Annotated in this window: 21 protein-coding genes and 1 tRNA gene; 15 read left to right on the top strand and 7 right to left on the bottom strand. The window is 66.5% G+C overall.

The window, feature by feature from the left end; translation table 11 throughout:
* Positions 1-99 precede the first annotated feature (99 nt).
* Positions 100-1,371, bottom strand: a complete 1,272-nt coding sequence (locus tag ACFQEV_RS11420; protein WP_379695963.1) for a cation:proton antiporter — start codon at positions 1,369-1,371, stop codon at positions 100-102.
* Positions 1,372-1,737: 366 nt separating this feature from the next.
* Between ACFQEV_RS11420 and ACFQEV_RS11415 the strand changes: the two genes are divergently transcribed.
* The 5 genes from ACFQEV_RS11415 to ACFQEV_RS11395 all read left to right on the top strand — a co-directional run bounded on the left by ACFQEV_RS11415 (position 1,738) and on the right by ACFQEV_RS11395 (position 8,370).
* The gene (locus tag ACFQEV_RS11415; protein WP_379695961.1) at positions 1,738-3,135 is read left to right on the top strand and encodes a GntP family permease; all 1,398 of its coding nucleotides are present in this window, start codon (positions 1,738-1,740) and stop codon (positions 3,133-3,135) included.
* A gap of 174 nt (positions 3,136-3,309) precedes the next feature.
* Positions 3,310-3,870, top strand: a complete 561-nt coding sequence (locus ACFQEV_RS11410) for a class I SAM-dependent methyltransferase (protein WP_379699843.1) — start codon at positions 3,310-3,312, stop codon at positions 3,868-3,870.
* An 85-nt stretch (positions 3,871-3,955) separates the two neighbouring features.
* Positions 3,956-4,591, top strand: a complete 636-nt coding sequence (locus tag ACFQEV_RS11405) for an SDR family oxidoreductase (protein ID WP_379695959.1) — start codon at positions 3,956-3,958, stop codon at positions 4,589-4,591.
* 241 nt (positions 4,592-4,832) lie between these two features.
* Positions 4,833-7,310 (top strand): alpha-L-arabinofuranosidase, encoded by a 2,478-nt coding sequence (locus tag ACFQEV_RS11400; RefSeq protein ID WP_379695957.1) that lies wholly within the window; start codon positions 4,833-4,835, stop codon positions 7,308-7,310.
* A gap of 343 nt (positions 7,311-7,653) precedes the next feature.
* Entirely contained in the window at positions 7,654-8,370 is a 717-nt protein-coding gene (locus ACFQEV_RS11395; RefSeq protein WP_379695955.1) for an alpha/beta fold hydrolase, read from the top strand.
* 250 nt (positions 8,371-8,620) lie between these two features.
* Here the strand turns inward: ACFQEV_RS11395 and ACFQEV_RS11390 are convergent.
* Positions 8,621-8,695 (bottom strand) — tRNA-Arg (locus ACFQEV_RS11390).
* Between the two features lie 109 nt (positions 8,696-8,804).
* Here ACFQEV_RS11390 and ACFQEV_RS11385 point away from each other — a divergent pair.
* The 3 genes from ACFQEV_RS11385 to ACFQEV_RS11375 all read left to right on the top strand — a co-directional run bounded on the left by ACFQEV_RS11385 (position 8,805) and on the right by ACFQEV_RS11375 (position 11,033).
* A complete protein-coding gene (locus ACFQEV_RS11385) occupies positions 8,805-9,707 on the top strand; it encodes a geranylgeranylglycerol-phosphate geranylgeranyltransferase (protein WP_379695953.1) in 903 nt (300 codons plus the stop codon).
* Positions 9,708-9,897: 190 nt separating this feature from the next.
* Positions 9,898-10,509, top strand: a complete 612-nt coding sequence (locus ACFQEV_RS11380; RefSeq protein WP_379695951.1) for an RAD55 family ATPase — start codon at positions 9,898-9,900, stop codon at positions 10,507-10,509.
* 95 nt (positions 10,510-10,604) lie between these two features.
* On the top strand, positions 10,605-11,033 hold the full coding sequence (locus ACFQEV_RS11375) for a CoA-binding protein (protein ID WP_379695949.1): 429 nt from the start codon (positions 10,605-10,607) through the stop codon (positions 11,031-11,033).
* 51 nt (positions 11,034-11,084) lie between these two features.
* Here the strand turns inward: ACFQEV_RS11375 and ACFQEV_RS11370 are convergent, their stop codons facing one another.
* Entirely contained in the window at positions 11,085-12,065 is a 981-nt protein-coding gene (locus ACFQEV_RS11370) for a PLP-dependent cysteine synthase family protein (RefSeq protein ID WP_379695947.1), read from the bottom strand.
* 115 nt (positions 12,066-12,180) lie between these two features.
* The gene (locus tag ACFQEV_RS11365) at positions 12,181-12,552 is read right to left on the bottom strand and encodes a DUF5798 family protein (protein WP_379695945.1); all 372 of its coding nucleotides are present in this window, start codon (positions 12,550-12,552) and stop codon (positions 12,181-12,183) included.
* A gap of 173 nt (positions 12,553-12,725) precedes the next feature.
* On the opposite strand from ACFQEV_RS11365, the gene ACFQEV_RS11360 reads away from it, so the two are divergent.
* A complete protein-coding gene (locus tag ACFQEV_RS11360) occupies positions 12,726-15,143 on the top strand; it encodes a GAF domain-containing protein (RefSeq protein ID WP_379695943.1) in 2,418 nt (805 codons plus the stop codon).
* A gap of 3 nt (positions 15,144-15,146) precedes the next feature.
* Here the strand turns inward: ACFQEV_RS11360 and ACFQEV_RS11355 are convergent, their stop codons facing one another.
* Positions 15,147-15,332: a hypothetical protein gene (locus tag ACFQEV_RS11355; RefSeq protein WP_379695941.1), complete on the bottom strand. Its 186-nt coding sequence runs from the start codon at positions 15,330-15,332 to the stop codon at positions 15,147-15,149.
* An 18-nt stretch (positions 15,333-15,350) separates the two neighbouring features.
* Positions 15,351-16,829, bottom strand: coding sequence for an ATP-binding cassette domain-containing protein (locus ACFQEV_RS11350; protein ID WP_379695939.1), 1,479 nt, complete (start codon positions 16,827-16,829; stop codon positions 15,351-15,353).
* A 110-nt stretch (positions 16,830-16,939) separates the two neighbouring features.
* Here ACFQEV_RS11350 and ACFQEV_RS11345 point away from each other — a divergent pair, with 110 nt between their 5' ends.
* The gene (locus tag ACFQEV_RS11345) at positions 16,940-17,146 is read left to right on the top strand and encodes a hypothetical protein (RefSeq protein ID WP_379695937.1); all 207 of its coding nucleotides are present in this window, start codon (positions 16,940-16,942) and stop codon (positions 17,144-17,146) included.
* Between the two features lie 99 nt (positions 17,147-17,245).
* Positions 17,246-17,404, top strand: a complete 159-nt coding sequence (locus ACFQEV_RS11340; protein ID WP_379695935.1) for a hypothetical protein — start codon at positions 17,246-17,248, stop codon at positions 17,402-17,404.
* Between the two features lie 9 nt (positions 17,405-17,413).
* On the opposite strand, the gene ACFQEV_RS11335 is transcribed toward ACFQEV_RS11340, so the two are convergent.
* Positions 17,414-18,280 (bottom strand): 3-hydroxyacyl-CoA dehydrogenase family protein, encoded by an 867-nt coding sequence (locus tag ACFQEV_RS11335; protein WP_379695933.1) that lies wholly within the window; start codon positions 18,278-18,280, stop codon positions 17,414-17,416.
* Positions 18,281-18,415: 135 nt separating this feature from the next.
* Between ACFQEV_RS11335 and ACFQEV_RS11330 the strand changes: the two genes are divergently transcribed.
* The 4 genes from ACFQEV_RS11330 (at position 18,416) to ACFQEV_RS11315 (ending at position 23,233) form a co-directional block, all read left to right on the top strand.
* Entirely contained in the window at positions 18,416-19,525 is a 1,110-nt protein-coding gene (locus ACFQEV_RS11330; protein WP_379695931.1) for a DUF7409 domain-containing protein, read from the top strand.
* 149 nt (positions 19,526-19,674) lie between these two features.
* Positions 19,675-20,472: a class I fructose-bisphosphate aldolase gene (locus ACFQEV_RS11325; RefSeq protein WP_379695929.1), complete on the top strand. Its 798-nt coding sequence runs from the start codon at positions 19,675-19,677 to the stop codon at positions 20,470-20,472.
* A gap of 1 nt (position 20,473) precedes the next feature.
* Positions 20,474-21,373: a class 1 fructose-bisphosphatase gene (locus ACFQEV_RS11320; RefSeq protein ID WP_379695927.1), complete on the top strand. Its 900-nt coding sequence runs from the start codon at positions 20,474-20,476 to the stop codon at positions 21,371-21,373.
* 57 nt (positions 21,374-21,430) lie between these two features.
* Positions 21,431-23,233: an acyl-CoA carboxylase subunit beta gene (locus ACFQEV_RS11315; protein ID WP_379695925.1), complete on the top strand. Its 1,803-nt coding sequence runs from the start codon at positions 21,431-21,433 to the stop codon at positions 23,231-23,233.
* Positions 23,234-23,250: the final 17 nt, after the last annotated feature.

The following is a 23,250-nucleotide window of genomic DNA, read 5'->3' as shown; positions in this document are numbered from 1 at the left end:
GTCGTTTCCGTTTCAGAACGGTCACTCGCGCAGCGCGAACCTCGTACACGCCGAGAACGCGTACCCGTCGGTACGAGAGGGAGACGGGGCGAAAGGGTGCTACGCGCGGCGTTCGTCCAACCACTCCATCACCGGCGACGCGGCGATTCCGTGCACCACCGTCGAGGTGGCGACGATGAACCCGAGTAGCGCCCACAGTTCCTCGGCGGCGACGATGAGTTCCTGCTCTTTGAACGTCGCCTCGTTCAGCGCGTGCGCGAGGTAGTAGAAGGAGCCGATACCCCGGATGCCGAACGTCGCGATGACGAGTCGTTCGGCCCAGTGTGCGGAGTGTCCGAGGAGTCCCACCATCCCCGCCACCGGTCGGACGACGAACAGGATGAGGAGGCCGACGCCGACCATCGGCAACGTGAGGGGATCGAGCAGTCCGTTGACGAGGGTACCGCCGAAGAGGACGAGGATGCCGGCCATCAGCAGGCGTTCGGTCATCACCGCGAAGTCGTGGAGGTGTTCGTAGTAGCCGTGTTCCCACTCGTAGTGCCGGAGGACGAGGGCGGTGACGAAGACGGCGATGAACCCGTAGCCGTGGACCAGTTCGGTCGCGCCGTAGGCGAACAGCGTCGCCGCCAACGCCTCCGAACCCTCCATCACCACGGCGAGTCTCGTACTCGCGGGTTCCCCGAAGACGAACCGCGCGATGAGTCGCCCGACGACATACCCCGCGATGACGCCGACGATAATCTTGTACAGCACGTCCACGAGCACCCAGTCTCGGAGCCACTCGCCCGCCGCGAGGGACGCCGCGCCGGCGAGGGCGATGGCAAGGTTGGTGAACGGGAACGCCAGTCCGTCGTTGAGTCCGGCCTCCGACGTGAGCGCGAACCGAATCGTCCCCTCCTGTTCCTCGGGGTCTATCTCCTCGTCGGTGCCCTCCGCCGGGGGACCCGTCTGGACGTCCGCCGCGAGAACCGGGTCGGTGGGGGCGATGACCGCGCCCATGAGAATCGCCGTCGCGACGTGCGCGCCGAGCACCCACCAGCCGAGGAGGGCGGTGCCGGCGATGGAGAGCGGCATCGTAATCGCGAGCAGTCGCCACGTCGAGGACCACGCTCCCCAGTCGAACGGCCGGTCGAGTTTGAGGCCAGCGCCCATCAGCGCGATGATGACCACGAGTTCGGTGAGGCGTTCCGTGACCTCGGGGCGGGCCACCGGGTGCGGGACGTCCACCCCTGCGACGAAGAACAGCACCGCCCCCGACGCGAGGTAGATTATGGGGAGCGATATCGGTTTGTCGGCGAACACCCGGGGGAGCACCGCCGCTCCGAGAATGGCGAGGCTCACCACGATGAGAGCGACGTAATAGGAGGCCATACCGACACCAAGGCGATTACCCGTAAGGGCGCTATGGCCGCCGAGAACTAGTGTTTTCGTCGGATACATGTACGATTCCCGACGGCTCCAGCCTCAAGCGTCGTCGGACGTCGGACCGCCGTCCGAACCGGTGACCCGTCCACGGTGGCGCGGGAGGCGACGTACGGGCGGTAAACCCGGTAGTCCGTTCAACTCATTCTCCGCCCGGGGACGCACACTCTACCTCGTAGATGCAGAGAGTGAAGTTCTGTCATTATTTTACGCTCGGTTCATAGATTATTCTTATAATAATTTCTATATATAATACTCGTTTTCGGTGGATAATTATACCCCGACTGTGCAGTGAGAAGAGTATCACAACAAACCATGGCAATAGAGTTCGCACATAGCCCGCTGTTGACGTTCATCCTGGCGTTGGCAGCGGTCATACTACTGTTAGTCGTGTGGGACCTCCCGGCGTTCGTCGGGCTAATCATCGCCGCGTTCTTCGTCGGCATCATCAACGCGGTGTTCGTGCCCGACTTCGCGTGGGCCGACGCCGCTAGCCGAGTCGCCGCCGCGTTCGGCGAGAACATGGCCGGCATCGGGATACCGATTCTGATGGCCGCGATAATCGGAAAGTCGATGCTCGAAAGCGGCTCCGCCCAGCGCGTCGTCCGCGGGTTCCAGAGCGCACTCGGCCGAGAGAACTCCGACATCGCCCTGTGGGGGAGCAGTACCGTGCTCGCCGTCCCCGTCTTCTTCGACAGCGTGTTCTACCTCATGGCACCCCTCGCGCGGTCGATGCGCGCGCGGGTCGGCCGCGACTACACCCTGTTCATCGTCGTGGTCGGCGCGGGCGCGGCGACGACGCACGTGTTCGTCCCGCCGACGCCGGGCCCCCTCGCGGTGGCGAACGAAATCGGCGTCAACCTCGGGATGACGATTCTCGTCGGCATCGCCACCGCCCTTCCGGCGGCGTTTCTGGCCGGCATCGTGTACGGGCGGTGGATCAACAAGCGACTCGACATCCCCCTCCGCGACACGATGGCGACGACGACGGAGGAACTCGAGGAACTGGCCGACCGGAACACGAGTTCCCTTCCGGGCATGTTCGAGTCGCTCCTCCCCATCCTTCTCGCCGTCCTCTTGGTCGGCGCGCTGACGTTCGTCAACTCCTTCCGGGACGTGTTCCCGGCGCTGGAGGCGATTCGGCCGTACATTCAGTTCATCGGCAACAAGAACGTGGCGCTCACCATCGCGGCGATGGCGGCCGCGCACACGTTCTACCGCCACAACGACTTGGAGCGCGAAGAGTGGACCGAGGAGTTGACCGAAGCGCTGCGAAGCGGCGGGAACATCGCCGCGATTACCGCCGCCGGCGGCGCGTTCGGCGCGCTACTGGCGGCGTCCGGCATCGGCGACTACATAACCGGCATCCTCGCCGGCATCGGCATCCCGCTGATAGTCAGCGCGTGGCTGATAGCCGCCATCGTGCGCATCGCGCAGGGGTCGGCGACGGCGGCGATGCTGACCACCGCCGGCATCATGGCTCCGCAGGTGTCGCAACTCGACGTCCACCCCGCGTTCCTCGTGATGGCCATCGGGGCCGGCGGGAACATCTTCTCGTGGTACAACGACTCCGGGTTCTGGCTGGTCAAGGAGATCGGCGGCCTCACCATCGGCGAGACGCTCCGGACGTGGACCGCCCTCACGACGATCATCTCCCTCACTGGGCTCGTCACGACGGTGGTGCTGTCGAGCGTCGTTCCGGCGGTGCTGTGAGCGTCCTTCCGTCGCTGTAACCGCCGCCGTCAATCTTTATGCGCCAGTAGAACCTCGGTGGAACGAGAGGTATCACTCGTGAGTTCGACCGAACCGACCGACTCCTCGCCGTCGGAGCGGCGACCGAAGTCGATAGCGGAGATTCGGACGTCGTACGCGGAGTGCGCCGACTTGATGGCGCGGATGGAGTGGCTCGACCGGTTTCTCGCCGGGCGATACCGCCGGCGGCAGTTCGCCACCGCGGAGGGCCGCGTCCTCGACGTGGCCTGCGGCACGGGGCCGAACTTCCGGTACCTGCCGGCGTCCGTCGAGTTGGTCGGCATCGACATCAGCCCCGAGATGCTGGCGAACGCCCGGGAGCGACTCGACGAACTCGGCCGCGACGACACCCTCCGCGAGATGGACGCGCAGGACCTCGACTTCGACGACGACGAGTTCGACACCGTCATCTCGTCGCTCTCGACCTGCACGTTCCCCGACCCCGTCGCCGCGCTTCGCGAGATGAGCCGCGTCTGTACGCCCTCCGGGCGGATTCTGCTCGTCGAACACGGGAAGAGCGACTTCGGACCGTTCGCGCGCTTCCAAGAGTGGCGCGCCGACGCCCACTACGAGAAGATGGGCTGTCGGTGGACCCAGGAACCCCTCGAACTCGTCGCGGAGGCGGGGCTACCCGTCGTGCGGTCCGATACGGCCCTGTTCGGTATCGTCACCACGATAGAGGCGCGCCCGCGGTAAGGAGGGGCGGACGGGCCGAAATCGGTTGCGCCTCGTCGCGCGGCCGGGCAACAGGTTCTTCGGAACTCCGGGCGAACTCCGGGCCATGAACGTGCTCGTCGCAGGGTCGCACGGACAGGTGGGGCAACACCTGACGAGAATCCTTGCCGAGAGCGACCACGACGCCTACGGGATGGTCCGTGACGAGGCGCAGGTCGAAGACATCGAATCGCTCGGCGCGGAACCGGTCGTCGCCGACCTGACCGAGGACGTGACGCACGCCGTCGAGGGGCGCGACGCCGTCGTCTTCGCCGCGGGGTCCGGCGGCGAGGACGTGTGGGGCGTCGACCGCGACGGCGCGATGAACATCGTCGACGCCGCGGAGGAGGCGGGCGCAGAGCGGTTCGTGATGCTCAGTTCCATCAACGCCGACCGACCCGAGAACAGTCCCGAGGAGCTTCGAGAGTACCTGCGCGCGAAGGCCGAAGCCGACGAGTACCTCCGCGAGAGCGACCTGACCTACACCATCGTCCGCCCCGGCCCCCTGACGAACGAGGAAGGAACCGGGCGGGTCGAAGTCGGGGAGGAAATCGACCGCGACAGCGCGGAGATTCCGCGCGAGGACGTGGCTCGAACGCTCGCCGCGTCGCTCACGGCCGAGAACACCCACGGGAAGACGTTCGAACTCGGGTCCGGCGACGAACCGATAGACGAGGCGTTGGAGCGTCCGTTGAGTGAGTGAGAGAGTAGCGTCTTATCGCCTCGTTCGTCGCAGGAAGATGGGCGCTGCAGGCTCCGGTTCGACTATCGAACGAATCGACCTCTGAGGCGCGAGTCGGCCGAATTTGGCCCTTGCAAGACTACCAGTTCTGGCAGCTCTTAGATCGGTTATAGGCTCCCTCGCTGTGCTCGATCCGGTCTCGTATTCATCTTTCATGACACCTAGCAATCATTTAATACTATAATGATCTATTCGCCGGTGGATGACGGTAGATCCAAAGAACGACGACGACGGAAACAGTGAGACGGACGGAAACGGCGTCTCTCGGCGACAGGTTCTCGCGGCACAATCGATGCTGGTCGCCGGGTCGGCGGTCGGGCTAGGGCCCGGCGTCGTGTCGGCGACATCAGGGAACGCGGTCGAGAACACGGTGACCGTCGATACCGACGCTCGGTCGGCGAGTGCAGTCCCCGATACGCTGTTCGGCCGCCTGAACGAACACTACGGCGACGCGACGATCTATCCGGGCGTCTACTCACTGCACGTGATGAACCCGACGTTCTGGCGGACGCCGGACTACTGGTTCGACGCGAACGAGATCGATACGTTCTACGAGGTCGAGCGCCACGACATGCTCCCGTACCCGTGGGAGCCGGTGGGAGAGACCGGAGTGAGCCTCGAACACCGGACCGACGGCGAGCGCGTCGCCGGCGGATCGGCCTCCCACGGGACGGTCGGCTACGAGCGCATCGCCGTCGAGGACGGCTCGACCGGCGGTATCAAACAGCGAATCGTCCTGCCGGACTACCGGACGCTGGGCTACGACCTCGGCTTCTCGGTGCGCGGCGACGTCGACGCCGTTGCGGCCTCGATCACGACGCTCGAGGGCGATGTCCTCGCCTCGACGGAGGTGGATGTCACCGGCGAGTGGACGCGCCACGAGCCGACGCTCGAACTCGAGGAGAAGAGCGGCGACGAATACGTGGGCGGCGCCGTCGACGACGTCGAGACGCCGTACGGCCGGTACGCCGTGGAGTTCACGGCCGAGGGCGACGGACACTTCGACATCGACTTCATCGAACTCGCTGCCGACGACGCCGTCAACGGCAAGTTCAACCCGCTCACGATCGAACTCCTCGAAGACCAAAACGGCACGTGGCTGAAGTGGCCCGGCGGCAACGTCACCAGCCAGTACAACTGGCGCGACGGGATCGGCCCGCTCGAGGAGCGGACGCCCCGGTTCAATCACGCCTGGCAGGGGATGCAGCCGAACTTCTTCGGGACCGCCGAGTACCTCGAACTGTGCGAGGTGGCCGACCTCGTTCCCGAGATCACGATCGGCTGGCACGACAACGCGCCGGAGTGGGGCGAAGAGCGGCAGATCCTCCCCGAGGACGCCGCCGACTGGGTCGAGTACGTCAACGGCTCGACCGACACCGAGCTGGGGGCGCTACGGGCCGAACACGGCTACACTGACGCCTGGAACGTCGAACACTGGGGCGTCGGAAACGAGGTCTGGGGCGACTGGCAGTTCGGTCACACGTCCGACGCCTCGGAGTACGCCACCGGCTCCGAAGAGCGGATCGGCTTCGACGAGTACGCCGCGGCGATGCGCGAGGTCGACGATTCGATCACGATCATCGCGAGCGGCTGGGACCCGGCCGAGGCCGAACACAACGACAATCCGTGGAACGAAACGCTGTTGGACGAACTGTCGCCCGATCAGCTCGACGGGCTGAATATCCACCGCTACCAGTGGGGCTTAGACAGCGCCGAGGACGTCGAATCGTGGAAAGACGAACACGACGCCGACGACTGGGACTACAACGAAGTGATCGTGATGGCCGCGACCCAGCTGGGCGAACAACTCGGCGAGCTCGGAACGCTCGCTGACGAACACGGCTACGGCGACGACTTCTACGTCAACCTCAGCGAAATCGGAATCTTCCCGACCGTCGCGGACGGCGCGCCGTATCCGGGTCCGGATACGATGCCCGGCGCGTCCTACGTCGCGGGCGTCCTCAACGCGTGCATTCGGGAGACCGATACCGTCAGGTGGGCCGCTCAGACGTGGGTCCCGATCAAGTCGTGGGTTCCGATGAAAACGGTCGATCACCCGCCGGATCCGAATCCCCTCCGTCCCGACGGCTCCGTGACCGGACTGTACTCCGCCGTCTTCGAGCTCGACGCCGAGTGGCACGCCGTCGACGTCGCGACGAGCGGTGCTAGCCGTAACCTCCCCGACACCGGACCGCGGATCGATCCGATGGACGACGTCTCGTACGTCGACGCCGCCGCGATGCAGAACCGACGCGGAAAGGAACTGGCCGTGTTCCTGACCAACCGCAACCTCCGCGCACCGAGCGAGGTGACGGTCGAACTGGGCGACCGGTACGCCGACAAGTCGGTCGAAGTCGTCCAGCTCAAACCGGCCACCGCGGAACGTCCACTGCCCCACGAGCTACCGTCCTCGTGGGACGAACCGACGAACCACGCGGTCGAGCACGCGGTCGAAGACGTCGACGGTGACGGCACGGTGACACTCGAGGTCGGACCGGCGTCGATCGTCCGGCTGTTCGTCGACAATGACCGAGGCCGCGCCGATATCGTCGGAGATAACGGCGTCTGGCACGGTCTCGACGGCGAGGAGAACATTCCTATCGAAGACAATAGCACGACCGGCAGGAGGAACGGTCACGACGAGAAGAGGGATAGCGAAGGGGGTTCGTCGGGAACGTAACGGAAGTTACGGAGAACAGCACCGTTCGACGTATTTTTCGACCGTTCCGGGTCGGACTCGTCCTCGGCCGAGCACCGAACGTACCGGTCGGTCATCGACGGTGGACCGGGTACGCTTCCGGCGGCGGGCACCGACGTCGAATCCGTACGCGTCTCACGAAACGGGGGAGCGACGCGTCTCCGCTAATAGTGGACTCCAATCGAGAAGTGGGCGCTGCAGAATTCGAACCTCGGTCGCTCGCTACTGCTCGCTCCCCGACTCAAATCCGTCGCGGTAAACTGCTCTCTCGTCGCGTACGTTCCTCGCAGAGATCTATATCAGGCTCGCAACCGTTCTAAGAACCATGGCACGACAGTTCGTTCTCGTTCCTGGAGCATGGCTCGGCGGCTGGTGCTGGAAGTACCTCACCCCTCTGCTCCGTGACGAGGGACACGAAGTATACACACCGACACTCACTGGGCTTGGTGAACGAGAACACCTTGCTCAGTTCGAGATCGACTTAGAAACGCACATCACGGATATCGTGAATGCACTCGAATACAACGAGCTCACGGACGTTGTTCTCCTCGGGCACAGCTATGCGGGGCTTGTAGTGACCGGCGTGGCAGAACGAGTCCCCGAGCGGCTCGCACACGTCGTCTATTTGGATGCACTGGTTCCGATGAACGACGAGCCGGTTTCGGCATCTGAGTTCTATCCTCCGGACGAGTGGGAAGCCATGGAAGCGTCGGCAAAAGGCCATGCTGGAGGTTGGTCGCTCCCAGATGACCCTCCAGGCTGGGTGGGCATCTCGGACGAGGACACGCGGTGGATGCGGGAAAAGGCTGTTCCGCATCCGCTGAACACGTTCAAACAGCCGGTGAACGTCGGTAATCCGGACGCAGCGTTACTCACCAGCTATATTCTCTGCACCCAGAACGGGATGGACGACTCCACCCTGGATATGATTCGGCAGTTGTGTGAGCAGCGAGGGTGGCAACTCCGCGAACTGGACACGGGGCACTGGCCGATGGTGTCGGTGCCTCGAAAACTGGCTCAACAACTTCTCGAACTCTCGTAGAGGGCGGGCGACATTCTACGCTGTAATCTATCGATTCCGTGGACCCTGCAGGATCGTGGACTACGCCCGAGAACCCACGCTTCCGCAGAACCTCGGTCTCGTTCGAATCCTTCGCGGTAGATGATTCTCCGCTCACGTTGTTCGCGGAAGAATCATGGGCGCTGCAGGATTTGAACCTCGGTCGCTCGCTCCCCGATTCAAATCCTTCGCGTAAACGTCTCGCTCGTCACGTACGTTCCTCGCAGAGAAGTGGGCGCTGCAGGATTTGAACCCACGGCAACTTGGTCCGAAGCCAAGCACTCTGTCCAGACTGAGCTAAGCGCCCTCGCTACTACGTAGTGAGGCGATTCGTTTTAAACCCACGGATTCGGACTCGTCGTGCGAATCCGTCCGACTCCGCGCCATTTATCTCCGCGGCTTCGGGAGTACGTCGTATGCCACCGGCCGCAGAGTCCGAATCGAGCGTCCGCGAGGCGGAGTCGTCGCCGTCGGAGACGGCGCGCGGACTCCTCGAACTCACCCGTCCCGGCAACGTCGCGGCGGCGGGCGTCCTCACGTTCACGGGCGCGTTCGTCGCGGACGGACTCCTCGCGCCGGCCGCCATCGTCGCCGCCGTCGCCGCCACGATATTCGCCACGGCGGCGGGCAACGCGGTGAACGACTACTTCGACCGCGAGATAGACCGAATCAACCGCCCAAGCCGCCCGATTCCGCGCGGCGCGGTGAGCGAACGCGGCGCGCTCTGGTTCAGCGTCGCGCTCTTCGCGGGGGCGGTCGTCTCCGCGGCCGTCCTCCCCGTCACGGCCATCGCCATCGCCGTGGTGAACCTCGTCGCGTTGCTCGCCTACACGGAGCTCTTCAAGGGCCTCCCCGGCGTCGGAAACGTCGTCGTCGCGTATCTCACGGGGTCTACGTTCCTGTTCGGCGCGGCCGCGGTGGACGGCGCGTTCGAGACGACGGTGCTCGTCCTCTTCGCCCTCTCGGCGATGGCGACGTTCGCGCGGGAGGTGGCCAAGGACGTCGAAGACGTCGCGGGCGACAGAGAGGAGGGCCTGCGGACGCTTCCGATAGTGGTCGGCGAACGGCGGTCCCTGACGCTCGGCGTCGCCGTGTTGGCCGTCGCCGTCGCGTCGAGCGTCGTCCCGTTCCTCGTCGGCGGGTTCGGCGCCGCTTACCTCGCACTCGTGCTCCCCGCCGACAGCGTCATGCTCTGGGGCGCGGCGCGGGCGTTCTCCGACCCGTCGGCCGGCCAGTCGCGACTGAAACAGGGGATGTTGCTGGCGACGGCGGCGTTCATCGCCGGGCGAATCACCGCGTCCGGCGGCGTACCCGCGTGAGTGTCCGCCGAACCGGCGGCGAAGGGGTCGCTCGACGGAGTCCGTCGCTCGCCGAATCGGTCGCTTGTTACGGAATCAAAAAGAATATTATCGCATCACGATATCACCTTACATCTAATGACTCCCGGCGAGTCGACCCGTCACGCGAACGTTTATCTCCATGCTGACGGCTCAGCCCCGAGGGACCCGCATGTATGACCTCGGCCCCGATCTCGACACGGAGGTCCAACCGGGAACGAACATCCTCATCAGCGGACCGCCGCTCACCGGAAAGCGGTCGCTGGCGCTCGACGTCCTCGCGGAGGGGACCGAGCGCGGCGACGGCGCGATAATCGTCACCACGAAGGACGGCGCACAGCGCGTCCTCTCGGACTTCGGCAAGCGCGTCCCCTACGAGGGGAAGCCGGTCGCGGTCGTGGACTGCGTGACGCGCCAGCAGGATCTCGGCGACATCCGCGACGACGACCGCATCAAGTACACGTCCTCGCCCGTGGACATGACGGGCATCGGAATCAAGCTCTCGGAGTTCCTGCAGGCGTTCTATCGGGACCGCCACATCGAGCAGAACCGCGTCATGCTGCACTCGCTCTCGACGCTCCTGATGTACGCCGACCTGCAGACGGTGTTCCGCTTCCTGCACGTGTTCACCGGGCGCATCCAGAGCGTGGACGGACTGGGCCTGTTCGCCATCGACTCCAGCGCCTACGACGACCAGACGATGAACACGCTGAAGCAGTTGTTCGACGGCATCGTCACCACCCGCGAGGACGGCGACCCCGAGATTCGCCTCGCCGCGGACTGAACTTCTCGCTTCGGACTGACTTCCCGCCGCCTGACTGTGTGACGCGTGCGCACGTACGGCCACGATTTTTGTTCGCGCCCGCCCTCCGTGTACCCATGCCAGTCACCGACGACGCCGGAATGAGGGACGTACTCGACGCCGAAACCATCGCGGTCGTCGGCTGTTCGACCACCGCCGGGAAGGCCGCCCACGAGATACCCGCGTACCTCCAACGCCACGGGTACGAGGTGGTTCCCGTCAACCCCTTCGCCGACGAGGTTCTCGGCGAGACGGCGTACGACTCGCTGGCGGACGTGCCGGAGAACGCCGAGATAGACGTCGTGGACGTGTTCCGCCCCAGCGAGGAGGTTCCGGGAATCGTCGACGACGTGCTCGAACGTCACGAGTCGGCCGGCGACGCGAACGCAATCTGGCTCCAACAGGGGATACGAGACGACGAGGCGGCCGCGCGCGCCGAGGAGGCGGGGCTAACCGTCGTGCAGGACAGGTGTATGAAGGTAGAGCACGGCCGCCTCGTGCGGTAACGCGGCGGTATCGCGGCGGTGTCGTGCTCCGCCGTCGCGACGCCGCGCCGACTACCCCTCCCACGACTCGAAGTCGCGGTAGATTCCCTTCGAGAGGTAGCGTTCGCTGGAGTCGGGGAAGATGGTGACGACGGTGTCGTGCGGCGCGTCGACCTCGCCGTCGCGGATGCGTTCGGCGACGCCGCGCGCGGCGAGACTCGCGGCGGCGGAGGAGGAGGCGACGAGGTGCCCCTCCTCGCTCGCGAGTCGCTTGACCTCTGCGTGGGTGTCTCGGTCGGCTATCTGGACGATTTCGTCCACGAGGGAGTCGTCGAACAGTTCGTTCGTCTCGAGGTTGTGCGTTCCGATGCCCTCCGTCTTGTAGTCGGCCTCCTCGACGTCCTCGCCTTCGAGTCTGGAGTACAGCGACCCCTCGGGTTCGACGGCGACGACGTAGGTGTCCTCGTTCCGTTCGCGGGCGTACCGGGCGACGCCCATGAGCGTTCCCGCCGTGCCGCACCCGATTACGACCGCGCCCACCTCGTCGTCCAGCGCCTCGTAAATCTCCGGCCCCGTCGTCTCGTAGTGCGCTTCGGCGTTCAGGGGGTTTGAGAACTGCTGGGGGACGACGGCGTCGTCCAAGTCGTCGGCGATGTCGTGCGCGCGCCGTATCGCTCCGTCCATCCCCTTCTCGGTCGGGGTGTTGACGACCGTCGCGCCGAGCGCGCGCATGAGTTGCTGCTTCTCGACGCTGAATCGTTCGGGGACGACGAACACGGCGTCGACGCCGAGCTGCCCCGCGGCGACGGCGATGCCGATGCCGGTGTTCCCGGCGGTCGGTTCCACGACGGTGCCGCCCTCGGGGAGCGTCCCCTCCTCTAGCATCCGTTCGAGCATGTACTTCCCGATGCGGTCCTTGACGCTCGCGCCCGGGTTGAACGACTCCACCTTGGCGTAGACGGGCACCTCGTCGGGCGAGGCGTGGACGCGGACCAACGGCGTCCGGCCGATGGTTTCCAACACCGAGGAAAGCGGCTCGCGGTCCGTGGTCATGCGGTGGCAAAAGTTGCCCCCGAACCTGAAGGTTGTCATCCGTCGGCGGCGGACGGGAGCCGAACTACTACCGGTCGGGTCGCGCGCCGACGTGAATCGCGGTGCCGAAGCGGCGTTACGCTTCGTCGGCGGGTTCGGGGTCGGCGGTCCCCGCGTCCGTCGCGTCGGCGTCCGTCGCGTCGGCGTCCGTCGGGGCGTCCGCGGCGTCGGCGTCGCCCGCCCCCGCGGTTTCGTCCGCCTCGGCCTCTTTGATGTGCGCCGTCGCGGTGACGGTTTCGACGTCGATACCCTGCTCTTCGGCGATGGCTTCGAGGATGGCTCGCTGTTCGGCGGACTCCGTTTCGAGGGTGTCCACGCGGTCTTTCGTCTCGTCGACCGTCTCGCGCATCGCGTGAATCTGGTCGCGCAAGTCGTTCAATCGAGCGTAGACGTCCTCTGCCATCTCGGCCACTTTCTGAAGCTTCTTCGCGGTTCCTCCGAGTCCCATACCTCGAACACCGTCCTCTTACCTTGAGTGCGTTCCGACTCGGATGTTCCACGCGGGGAACCCTTCACCGGGCATGACCCGACGCCTCTCGGACGCGGGAGGGCGGAGCCTGCGACGCGCGCGTTCGGGTGCTGGTAACTCTTTTAATCTATTGCGCGAAAGGAGTCCCACTGATGCGGGAGCAAGGGGACTTCGAGCGCGTCTCGCCGATTCGGACGCTCTACATCGACGACGACGAGAGTCTCTTGGAGCTCACGCGACGCTTCTTGGAGACGGAGACGCCGCGAATCGAAGTCGAGACGACGTCGTCCCCGCGGCGGGGGCTGGAATCGATAGAGCGCCGCGAGGTGGACGTCGTCGTCTGCGACTACCAGATACCGGAGATGGACGGCCTCGAAGTGCTCGAGACGGTGCGTCAGGAGTTCGAGGACGACGTGCCGTTCATCATGTTCACCGGGAGGGGCAGAAAGGAGGTGGCGATAGAGGCGCTCAACCTCGGCGCGGACCGCTACCTCCGGAAGGGCGGCGACCCCACCTCGCAGTACGGCGTCCTCGCGCGGGCCATCGTACAGGAGCACGAACACCACCGCACCCAGCGTCGCCTGCGGAAGCGAGAGGAGAACCTCCGGGTCACCCTCGAATGCATCGGCGACGCCGTCATCACCACCGGCGTCGAGGGGCGGGTGACGCGGATGAACCCGGTCGCGGAGGAACTGACGGGGTGGTCCGCCGAGGAGGCGGCCGGCGAACCGCTCTCGGAGGTGTTCGAGATTATCGACCACGAGACGCGCGAACCGGAGGAGAACCCCGCACGGCGGGTGTTGGAGACGGGCGGCGCGGTCGGACTGACCAACGGGACGGTCCTCGTCGGGAGGGACGGCACCGAGCGGTTCGTCGCCGACAGCGCGTCGCCGATAGAGAGCGAGCGCGGCGAGGTAATCGGCGTCGTGCTCGTCTTCCGCGACGTGACGGACGACTACCACAGTCGAGAGCGTCGGGCGCGGCAGCGACGGACGGTCGTCGAACTCTCGACCGACGAGCGCATCACCGACGGCGACTTCGAGACCGGGAAGCGAACGATAACCGAGACGGCCGCCGAGACGCTCGACGTGGACCGCGTCGGAATCTGGCTGTTCGAGGACGGTAACAGCGTCCTCCGCTGCGCGGACCTGTACGAACGGTCCGCCGACGCGCACGCCGAGGGCGAGGAACTGACCGCCGCGGACTACCCCACCTACTTCGAGGCGTTGGAGGCGCACCGCTCTCTCGCCGCCGAGGACGCGCGGACCGACCCGCGAACCGCCGAACTCGCCGAAGCGTACCTCGAACCGCTCGAAATCGGCTCGGTCCTGGACGCGACGATTCGGTCGAACGGCGGCGTCGTCGGCGTCGTCTGCCACGAACACGTCGGCGAACCGCGCGAGTGGTTCGCCGACGAGCGCCGGTTCGCCGGGGAACTCGCGGACCAGGTGCTCCGCGTGCTCAGCAACCGACGGCAGCGAGAGCGCGAGAGGGCGCTGGAGGAGCTCCACGGCATCGCCACCGACATCACGACGTTCGGCACGCCGGAGGAGGTCTGTCGGCGGACGGTGGACGTCGCCGAGAGCATCCTAGAGTTCGACCAGTGCGTGATAAACCTCGAAGACGACGGCCTGCTGTCGGTCGTGGCCGTCTCCGAGGAGGTTCCGTCGGACGGCGTCGCCCCCATGTCCGTCGAGGACGGCATCGTCGGGAAGACGTACCGGACCGGCGAGTCGTACCTGTTCGACGACGTGCGGACGGCCGAGGAGGCGAACCCGCAGGGGCCGTACCGCGGGGCGCTCAGCGTCCCCCTCGGCGACCACGGCGTCTTTCAGGCGGTCAGCGAACGGGCCGGCGCGTTCGACGAGGACGACGTGGAACTGGCCGAACTGCTCGTCTCGCACACGGGGCAGGCGCTCGACCAGTTGGCGAGCAAGCGCGAACTCCGCCAGCAGAACGAGCGACTCGACGAGTTCTCCAGCGTCGTCTCCCACGACCTGCGGAACCCGCTGAACGTCGCCCAAGGACGCCTCGGACTCGCCGCCGAGGAGTGCGACAGCGACCACCTCCGGGACGTGGCGAACGCCCACGAACGGATGGGGAGGCTGATAGACGACCTGTTGGCGCTCGCGCGGGAGGGCGAGGCGGCGACGCAGACCAGACCGGTGGCCCTCGGCGACGCCGTCGAATCGGCGTGGCGGAACGTCGAGACGGCGGACGCGACGCTCATCGCCGACGCGGGTCGCGTCGTCCGCGCGGACGAGGGGCGGATGCAACAACTGCTGGAGAACCTCGTCCGGAACGCCGTGGAACACGGCGGCCCGGACGTGACCGTCCGCGTCGGCGAATCGGCCCGCGGCTTCCACGTCGAGGACGACGGCCCCGGCATCCCGCCGGACCGGCGGGACGACGTGTTCGAGACGGGCTACTCGACGACGCGCGACGGGACGGGGTTCGGCCTCTCGATAGTGCGGCGCGTCGCCGACGCTCACGGGTGGGAGGTGACCGCCGCGGAGGGGCCGGAGGGCGGCGGGCGGTTCGAGATTACCGGCGTGGAGTTCGTCGAGTAGAGTTCACAGTTCGTTCGGATCCACGCCGCCGACGAGGTACCGGACCGCCAGATACGCGCCCGCGTCGAGGACGACGTACGACGCGACGACGGCGGGCGCGAGGGGGTCCGGGCTCCCGATTGCGAGGCGCGCGGACGTGTTGACGGGATTGTGCGGGAACAGCGTGGTGCCGCCGAAGACGAACAGCACGCCGATGGAGTAGAGGAACTACGCGGCGCGCCGTTCGGGCGAGAGGAGCGCCACCGCCGCGCCGAGCGAGCAGACGAGCGTCGAGAGCGCGGCGACCATCACTAAGAGCGACAGCGGGTTCGAGACGGGCGTCCCGTTGACGCCGAGGAGGAGAATCCACAGCACCGACTGGGCGGGCGCGAGCGTCGCCGCCGCGAGGAGTTTTCCGTCCACCACGTCCGACAGCGACAGCGGTGCGACCCGGAGCAGTTCGAGCGTCCCGCGGTCTATCTCCTCGGTGATGGAGTCGACGGTGATAGAGCCGCTGATGAACACCGGGAGGTAGAGGAGAAGCGGGACGAGCACCGTGTACGTGAAGCCGTAGTACGGGCTCGACTTCGTCTCCGACGGCAACTCCAGCGTCGAACTCGTCAGGAACGCCGACCGCTCGGCCCGTTCGGTCCGCTCGAACTCGCGGAGGGCGTCGCGGAGTCGGACGACGACCACCGTGGTCGCGATGTTCGAGTCGGGGGCCGTCGCCGTCACGAACACCCGCCCGTGCAACCGTTCCGCCGAGAGGACGGCGTCCGCGTCGCCCCTGTCGAAGGCCCACATCGCGGCGTCCTCCGACCGGTACGGTCTGGCGTCGATGCCGCCGACGGACGACGCCGCCCGTATCAGGTCCGAGGTGGCGTCGCCGGAAACGGCCACGTCCACCTCGCCGCCCGCGGACTCGGCGGCGGCGCGGACGGACTCGACGGCGTCCATGTCGGCTACGACGCGCCGGTGCCGCCCGTCGCCGACGGGTTCGGCGTCGGGGACGGGAACGGTCGTGAAGACGTGGTACGTCGTCTCCCCGTGTTCGTCGCGTATCTCGGGGACCGTCCCGCGGGCGATTATCTCGCCGCGGTTCATGATGACCACCCGGTCGCAGACGCTCTCGACGTGATAGAGGTTGTGCGCGCTGAAGACGATGGTCTTGCCCCGTTCGGCGAGTTCGCGGGTGAACTCCAAGACGTAGTTCGTCGTCAGAGGGTCGAGTCCCGACGCGGGTTCGTCGTAGATGAGCAGGTCGGGGTCGTTCACCAACGACCGGGCGATGGCCACCTTCCGCTTCATCCCCTTCGACATGTCGCCGAGGCGACGCTCCCGGTGTTCGAGTTCGAGTCGGTCGAACGTTCGCTCCGTCCGGCGCGTCGCCTCCGCGTACGGCACGTCGTGCAGGTCGGCGAAGAAACGGAGGTACGACCGCGGCGTCATGTCCTCGTAGAGGGGTGACTCCTCGGGGAGGAAGCCGAGGCATCGCCGCATCTCCGGGTCGCCGGCGTCGAACTCGCCGACGCGCGCCGCGCCCGCCGTCGGTTCGATGAGTCCGGCGAGCATCTTCAGCGTCGTCGTCTTCCCCGCGCCGTTGGGGCCGACGACGCCGAATATCTCGCCGCGGTCCACCTCGAAGGAACTCCCGACGACTGCGGGGAACCCCTCGTAGGTCTTCCTGAGGTTCTCGACGGTAATCATGCGAACGGCAACGGCACTCCCCCCGATAAAGCGTTCGCGCAGATGTTCAGTCCTGATACTCAGACTGTCGCCTCGGTACCCATTTGGGGTCGGACCGAGAAGGGGGCGTCGTGCCGGCAGACGACTACCTCGACGCGACGACGGCGGCGTTCGTGGGCGTTTTCGTCGCGGGGTTGTTCGGGTTCGCCGCCCTGCTGGCGTACGTCGCCGCGGGCGACCTGATTCCGGCGGTGAGGGCGCTCTCGGGCGCACTCGCCGGACTCGGCGTCGTCTTTCTCCTCCTCTCTCTGGCCGCCGCGGCGCTTCTCGCCCGGTGACGGACGAACGGACGAACGAACGAACGAGTGGTTCCCCCGGCGTCGCGCCCCCGCACCGTCGGCGATACTTTTTCGTGACGAGAGAGTGACCATTCTCGTATGGCACCCGAACTCACGGTGATTCGCGCGGCGGACGGAGACTGGCACCGGACGGACATCTTGGGGTGTCAGCGGTCGAGCGTCATCGACCCCGCCGAGGAACGGGAGGCGGACCCCGAGGAACTCGACGGCGACCGGTGCGAGTACTGCACGTGGTGAGTCGCGGAGTCAGTCGTACTCGTAGAACCCCTCCCCCGTCTTCCTCCCCAAGTCGCCGGCGGCGACCTTCCGCTTGAGGAGGTAGGCGGGCTTGTAGCGGTCGCCGAGTTCCTCGAACAGGGTCTTCGAGGCGTCGAGACAGATGTCGAGGCCGATGTGGTCAGCGAGTTCGAGGGGGCCCATCGGCGCGTTCGTCCCGAGTTTCATCCCGCGGTCGATGTCCTCCTTCGAGGCGACGCCCTCGTCGTAGGCGCGGATGCCCTCGTTCAGCCACGGCATCAGGATGCGGTTAGTGACGAACCCCGGTTTGTCGTCGGACTCCCACGTCTCCTTGCCGAGTCGGTCCGAGAAGTCGCGGGCGAACTCAACGACGGGTTCGGCCGTCTTCTCGCCGACGACGATTTCGACGCCCTTCATCACCGGCACGGGGTTCATGAAGTGGACGCCGACGACGCGTTCGGGCGCGTCCGTCGCGGCGGCGATGGTCGTCACCGAGAGCGTACTTGTGTTCGTCGCCAACACCGCGTCGTCGTCGACGAGTCCGTCTAAGTCGGCGAAGATGTCCCGCTTTACGTCCATGTTCTCGACGGCCGCCTCGACGACCACGTCGCACGAGGAGAGGTCCGAGAGGTCGGTCGTCCCGGTTATCCTCGCTCGCGCCGCCTCGGCCTCCTCGTCGGTCAGGCGGTCGCTTCCGACGAGTCGGTCGAGGCTCTCCTCGATGCTCGAAAACCCGCGCTCGACGTACTCCGGTTCGATGTCGCGCATCACGACGTCGTATCCCGCCGTCGCCGCCACTTGTGCGATGCCGTTGCCCATCGTGCCCGCGCCGACGACGCCGACCGTCTCCGCTTCGTTTACGTCACGAACGTCCATGGAGGACGTGCGTCCGGTCGCGTGGTAAACGTGCCGGAGGGGACGTTCCCCCGTCGGTCGGTTTCGTCGCTTCCGTCGGCCGTCGGACAACATGATTGCCCGGAGATAGGCACGGAAACGCTCAAGTCGGAAACAGTGAAGGTACACCCAACGGGTGACATCGTGACCGAAGGCGGAGACGCCGGCGACGGCGTGAACGAGTACGTCGAAGCGGGACGAGTGAGCGACCGCAACCGCCTGTCGGACGTGGAGGGGACCGGCGAGGCGGACGAGGGAGAGGAGATTCCGCTTCCGTGGCACAGCACCGACGAGAGCGACGCGGCGGACGACGACGAGGGCCCCGAGACGTTCGAGGACCTCCGGTTCGTCGGGCCGAAGACGGCCGAGGCGCTCGAATCGTCGGAGATAGAACTGTCGGACTTCGTCCGAAAGCGCATCTCGTACCGGAATCTGACCGAGATCGGCGTCAACCCCGGCGTCGCGGCGAAGATACGGCGCGAGCACTCCCTGTCGTGGTCGTTCGACGCGGCGGACACGGACCTCTCGCGGCGGTCCACGCAGGTCCGCGGCTTGGACGACGAGGAACGGGCGTGGATAGCCGCGAGTTCGACCGGATGGGGCGACGACGAGAGCGACGCGGACGAATCCGGGGGCGACGGCGACCGGGCCGCCGTCGACCGTCGGACCGAATCCGCCGAGGCGGACGCGCGACCGGACGGCCGGCGACCGACGGACGCCGACCCCGTGGACGAGTCGACGTGGCGCGAACGCGCCGCCTCGGCGTCGGCGGACTCGGGAACGGAGGGTTCGGGCGACGACGCCACCGCGGACGAGGAGACGTGGCGGAGTCGGAGCGTCGAGAGCGACCGGAACGGCGCGTCCGACGACGCCGCGCCCGAGGACGAGGAGGCCGCGTGGCGCGCCGAGTCGATGCGGGGGGGCGAACGCGACTCGAACGTGACCGACGAGGAGGCGGCGTGGCGGTCTGACGCGACCGGTGCCGACGCGTCCGCCGCGCCCGAGGACGAGGAGGCCGCGTGGCGCGCCGAGAGCCTCCCGACTCCCGTGACGGTCCTCGACGGCGTGGAGGAGGCGGACGCTCGGGAACTCGCCGACGCCGGGATTCGCTCGGTCCGCCGCCTCGCCACCGCCGACCCCGAGAGCGTCGCCGACGCCCTGCAGTTGGACCAGTCCCTCGTCGAGGGGTGGGTCCGCGCCGCCGACGAGCGACTCGACGGCGTTTGAAGAACTTTTTACTTTTCGAGTTAATTTCCCACTTCCGGCAGTTCTGGCTTGTCACGGTTTCTAAAGCAAATATTCTGCATTTGATTCTGCGGGCACGAGAATGACGACCTGCAAAGAGCTTATATAGATAGTTACCCGAAATGGAAGTAATGAAACCCGGAGCCGACTCCGCCATCACTCGGAACGGCAAGTCCATCATCCTCGCGTACGACCACGGACTGGAGCACGGACCGTCGGACTTCGACCCGGTGCCGGAGACGGCCGACCCCGAGGTCCTGTGGGACTTGGCGACCCACTCGGCGGTGACGGCCTTCGCCGTCCAGAAGGGCGTCGCGGAGGCGTACTACCCCTCCTACGAGGACGACGTGTCGCTCCTCGCGAAGCTGAACGGCACGAGCAACCTCTGGATGGGCGAACCGGACTCCGCCGTCAACTGGACGGTTGAGAACGCGGCGGACCTCGGCGCGGACGCCATCGGGTTCACCCTCTACGGCGGGTCGAACCACGAGGTTGAGATGCAAGAGGAGTTCCGCGACGCCCAAGAGGCCGCCCGCGAGAACGACATGGGCGTCGTGATGTGGTCCTACCCGCGCGGACAGGGCCTCAAGAACGACAAGAAGCCGGGCACCATCGCCTACGCCGCCCGCCTCGCTCTCGAACTCGGCGCGGACATCGCGAAGGTGAAGTACCCCGGCTCGGAGGACGCGATGCAGCAGGCGGTACGCGCCGCCGGACCGACGAGCGTCGTCATGAGCGGCGGGTCGAAGGCGTCCGACCGCGACTTCTTGGAGACGGTCGAGTCCGCGATGAACGCGGGCGCGCAGGGACTCGCCGTCGGACGCAACGTGTTCCAACGCGAGGACCCGGAAGGCATCCTCGACGCCTTGGAGCAGGTCATCTTCGAGGAAACGACCACGGACGAGGCGCTGGAAACGGCGGGGCTCTGAGATGGCCACCGAAGAGAGTTCACTCCCGACCGAAGCGAGTTCGGCCGCCTCCGTAATCGACCAGATAGTGGACGTGACGGCGCGGACGGCCCCGGACATCCGACAGGGCCTCCCGACCCGGCGGAAGTACGTCGAGGGCGAGAACCCCTCGGGGGAGCGTCCGATGGAGGCCGACGTGTTCGCCGACGACCTGCTTCTCGAACGCATCGGCGACATCGCGGGCGTCGGCGAGTACGCCAGCGAGGAACGCGAGGAGGTCATCGGCGTGGGCGCGGGTCTCTCCGTCTGCGTGGACCCGTTAGACGGCTCCTCGAACCTCAAGCCCAACAACACGATGGGCACCATCGTCTCCGTCTACGACGCGCCGCTTCCGGCGACGGGCGACGACATCGTCGCCGCGGCGTACGTCCTCTACGGGGCGACGACGACGATGATAACGGCCCGCGACGGCACCGTCACCGAGTACGTCGTCCACCCCGACGGCACCTACGACGCCGTCCGCGAGGACCTGACGCTCCCCGAGGACCCGACGGTGTACGGGTTCGGCGGGCGCGTCCCCGACTGGGTCGACTCCTTCGAGGCGTACGTCCGCGAGATAGAGTCGGACGACTCGATGAAACTCCGGTACGGCGGGTCGATGATAGGCGACGTGAACCAGGTACTCACCTACGGCGGCGTCTTCGGCTACCCGACGCTGAAGGGTACGCCCGAAGGGAAACTCCGCGTCCAGTTCGAGGGGTACCCCGTCGGACACATCGTCGAGACGGCGGGCGGGTACTCCTCGGACGGCGAGAAGTCGTTGATGGACGTCGAGAAGGACGAACTGCACGCGCGGACGCCGGTGTACGTCGGCAACGAATCGCTCGTCGAACCCATCGAGGCGCACCTCGCCGACGACTGAGCGCCGGCGGACTCTTACATAGAAAACCATTTTGAATAACGCCGCGGAGTCGAACCTATGAAGGTCCGAATCGGCGGCGACGCCTCCGCGGACGAGGCGTCTGCCATCGCCGGCGCACTCGCCCGCCACCTGGATACGAGCGTCGAAGTGTACGCCGGCGGCGACTCCCCCGCGGCGACCGCAGACCCGCCCGAGACGGCGTACCCCCTCGACGACGAACTCGGTCCGACCGACCGGGAGGCGAAACTCCGCGAGGAGATCGCCGATATCCTCGAAGGCGGGCCAGAGAAGTACCGAAACCGACTCTCCGAACAGGGGAAACTGTTCGTCCGCGACCGCCTCGATCTGTGGTTCGACGACGGTGACGGCGGGGATTCGACCGACGGCGTGGCTTCGGCGGACGGCGAGGCGTCGGGCGTCCTCTTCGAGGACGGCAAGTTCGCCAACTTCGACTCGTGGCACCCGGACAGTCCCGAAGTCGATGCCGAGGAGGCGACCGACGGCAACCGCCTCCCCGCGGACGGCCTCATCACGGGCGCCGCCGAGTTCGAGGGGCGGAAACTCCACTTCATGGCGAACGACTTCACCGTGAAGGCAGGGTCGATGGCGCGCCGCGGCGTCGAGAAGTTCCTCCGGATGCAGCAGCGAGCGCTGAAGAACGGCAGACCCGTCCTCTACCTGATGGACTCCTCCGGCGGTCGAATCGACCAGCAGACGGGCTTTTTCGCCAACCGGGAGGGCATCGGGAAGTACTACTACAACCACTCGATGCTCTCCGGCCGCGTCCCGCAGATCTGCGTCCTCTACGGGCCGTGCATCGCGGGCGCGGCGTACACGCCCGTCTTCGCGGACTTCACCGTCATGGTCGAGGGGATGTCCGCGATGGCCATCGCCTCCCCGCGGATGGTGGAGATGGTCACCGGCGAGAAGATAGAGATGCAGGACCTCGGTGGCGCGCGCATGCACGCCGAGGAGTCCGGGAGCGCCGACTTGGTCGCACGCGACGAGGAACACGCCCGCGAGCTCGTCGCCGACCTGATAACGTATCTCCCCGACAAGGCGGGCGAGAAACCGCCGCGAGCGGAGACGGTGCCGCCGAAGTACTCCCCCGACGGCATCGACGAACTCATCCCCGAGTCGCCGAACCGCCCGTACGACGTCCGCGACCTGTTGGACCGCGTCGCCGACGCCGAGTCGGTCTTCGAACTCAAATCCGACTACGGGACGGAGATAGTCACCGCCTTCGCGCGCATCGACGGCCGACCCGTCGGCGTCGTCGCCAACCAACCCGCTCAGCGGTCCGGAGCCATCTTCCCCGACGCCGCCGAGAAAGCGGCGGAGTTCATCTGGACGTGCGACGCCTACGAAATTCCCCTGCTCTACCTCTGCGACACGCCGGGGTTCATGGCCGGGTCGCAGGTCGAACGCGACGCCATCTTGGAGAAGGGCAAGAAGTTCATCTACGCCACCTCCTCGGCGACGGTGCCGAAACAGACCGTTGTCGTCCGGAAGGCGTACGGCGCGGGCATCTACGCCATGGGCGGCCCGGCGTACGACCCCGAGAGCATCATCGCCCTGCCGTCGGGCGAGATAGGCATCATGGGACCGGAGGCGGCCATCAACGCCGTTTACGCCAACAAGTTGAACGAGATAGACGACCCGGAGGAACGCCGGAAGCGGGAGGCGGAACTGCGCGCAGAGTACCGCGAGGACATCGACGCCCACCGGATGGCCAGCGAAGTCGTCATCGACGATATCGTGCCGCCGTCGGACCTCCGGGCGGAACTCGCCGGGCGGTTCGCCTTCTACGAGACGGTGGAGAAATCGCTGCCCGAGAAGAAACACGGCACCGTGCTGTAGGGGCGAGCGTTCCCCGG

The sequence above is a fragment of the Halopelagius fulvigenes genome, assembly GCF_042662625.1.
Taxonomy (GTDB): domain Archaea; phylum Halobacteriota; class Halobacteria; order Halobacteriales; family Haloferacaceae; genus Halopelagius; species Halopelagius fulvigenes.
Note: the sequence above shows the minus strand (reverse complement) of the source record. Positions and strands in the feature narration are given on the sequence as shown.

Coding starts and splice junctions, on each gene's coding strand:
- ACFQEV_RS11420 (WP_379695963.1), bottom strand. CDS start 1,371: ATGGCCTCCTATTACGTCGCTCTCATCGTGGTGAGCCTCGCCATTCTC.
- ACFQEV_RS11415 (WP_379695961.1), top strand. CDS start 1,738: ATGGCAATAGAGTTCGCACATAGCCCGCTGTTGACGTTCATCCTGGCG.
- ACFQEV_RS11410 (WP_379699843.1), top strand. CDS start 3,310: ATGGCGCGGATGGAGTGGCTCGACCGGTTTCTCGCCGGGCGATACCGC.
- ACFQEV_RS11405 (WP_379695959.1), top strand. CDS start 3,956: ATGAACGTGCTCGTCGCAGGGTCGCACGGACAGGTGGGGCAACACCTG.
- ACFQEV_RS11400 (WP_379695957.1), top strand. CDS start 4,833: ATGACGGTAGATCCAAAGAACGACGACGACGGAAACAGTGAGACGGAC.
- ACFQEV_RS11395 (WP_379695955.1), top strand. CDS start 7,654: ATGGCACGACAGTTCGTTCTCGTTCCTGGAGCATGGCTCGGCGGCTGG.
- ACFQEV_RS11385 (WP_379695953.1), top strand. CDS start 8,805: ATGCCACCGGCCGCAGAGTCCGAATCGAGCGTCCGCGAGGCGGAGTCG.
- ACFQEV_RS11380 (WP_379695951.1), top strand. CDS start 9,898: ATGTATGACCTCGGCCCCGATCTCGACACGGAGGTCCAACCGGGAACG.
- ACFQEV_RS11375 (WP_379695949.1), top strand. CDS start 10,605: ATGCCAGTCACCGACGACGCCGGAATGAGGGACGTACTCGACGCCGAA.
- ACFQEV_RS11370 (WP_379695947.1), bottom strand. CDS start 12,065: ATGACCACGGACCGCGAGCCGCTTTCCTCGGTGTTGGAAACCATCGGC.
- ACFQEV_RS11365 (WP_379695945.1), bottom strand. CDS start 12,552: ATGGGACTCGGAGGAACCGCGAAGAAGCTTCAGAAAGTGGCCGAGATG.
- ACFQEV_RS11360 (WP_379695943.1), top strand. CDS start 12,726: ATGCGGGAGCAAGGGGACTTCGAGCGCGTCTCGCCGATTCGGACGCTC.
- ACFQEV_RS11350 (WP_379695939.1), bottom strand. CDS start 16,829: ATGATTACCGTCGAGAACCTCAGGAAGACCTACGAGGGGTTCCCCGCA.
- ACFQEV_RS11340 (WP_379695935.1), top strand. CDS start 17,246: ATGGCACCCGAACTCACGGTGATTCGCGCGGCGGACGGAGACTGGCAC.
- ACFQEV_RS11335 (WP_379695933.1), bottom strand. CDS start 18,280: ATGGACGTTCGTGACGTAAACGAAGCGGAGACGGTCGGCGTCGTCGGC.
- ACFQEV_RS11325 (WP_379695929.1), top strand. CDS start 19,675: ATGAAACCCGGAGCCGACTCCGCCATCACTCGGAACGGCAAGTCCATC.
- ACFQEV_RS11320 (WP_379695927.1), top strand. CDS start 20,474: ATGGCCACCGAAGAGAGTTCACTCCCGACCGAAGCGAGTTCGGCCGCC.
- ACFQEV_RS11315 (WP_379695925.1), top strand. CDS start 21,431: ATGAAGGTCCGAATCGGCGGCGACGCCTCCGCGGACGAGGCGTCTGCC.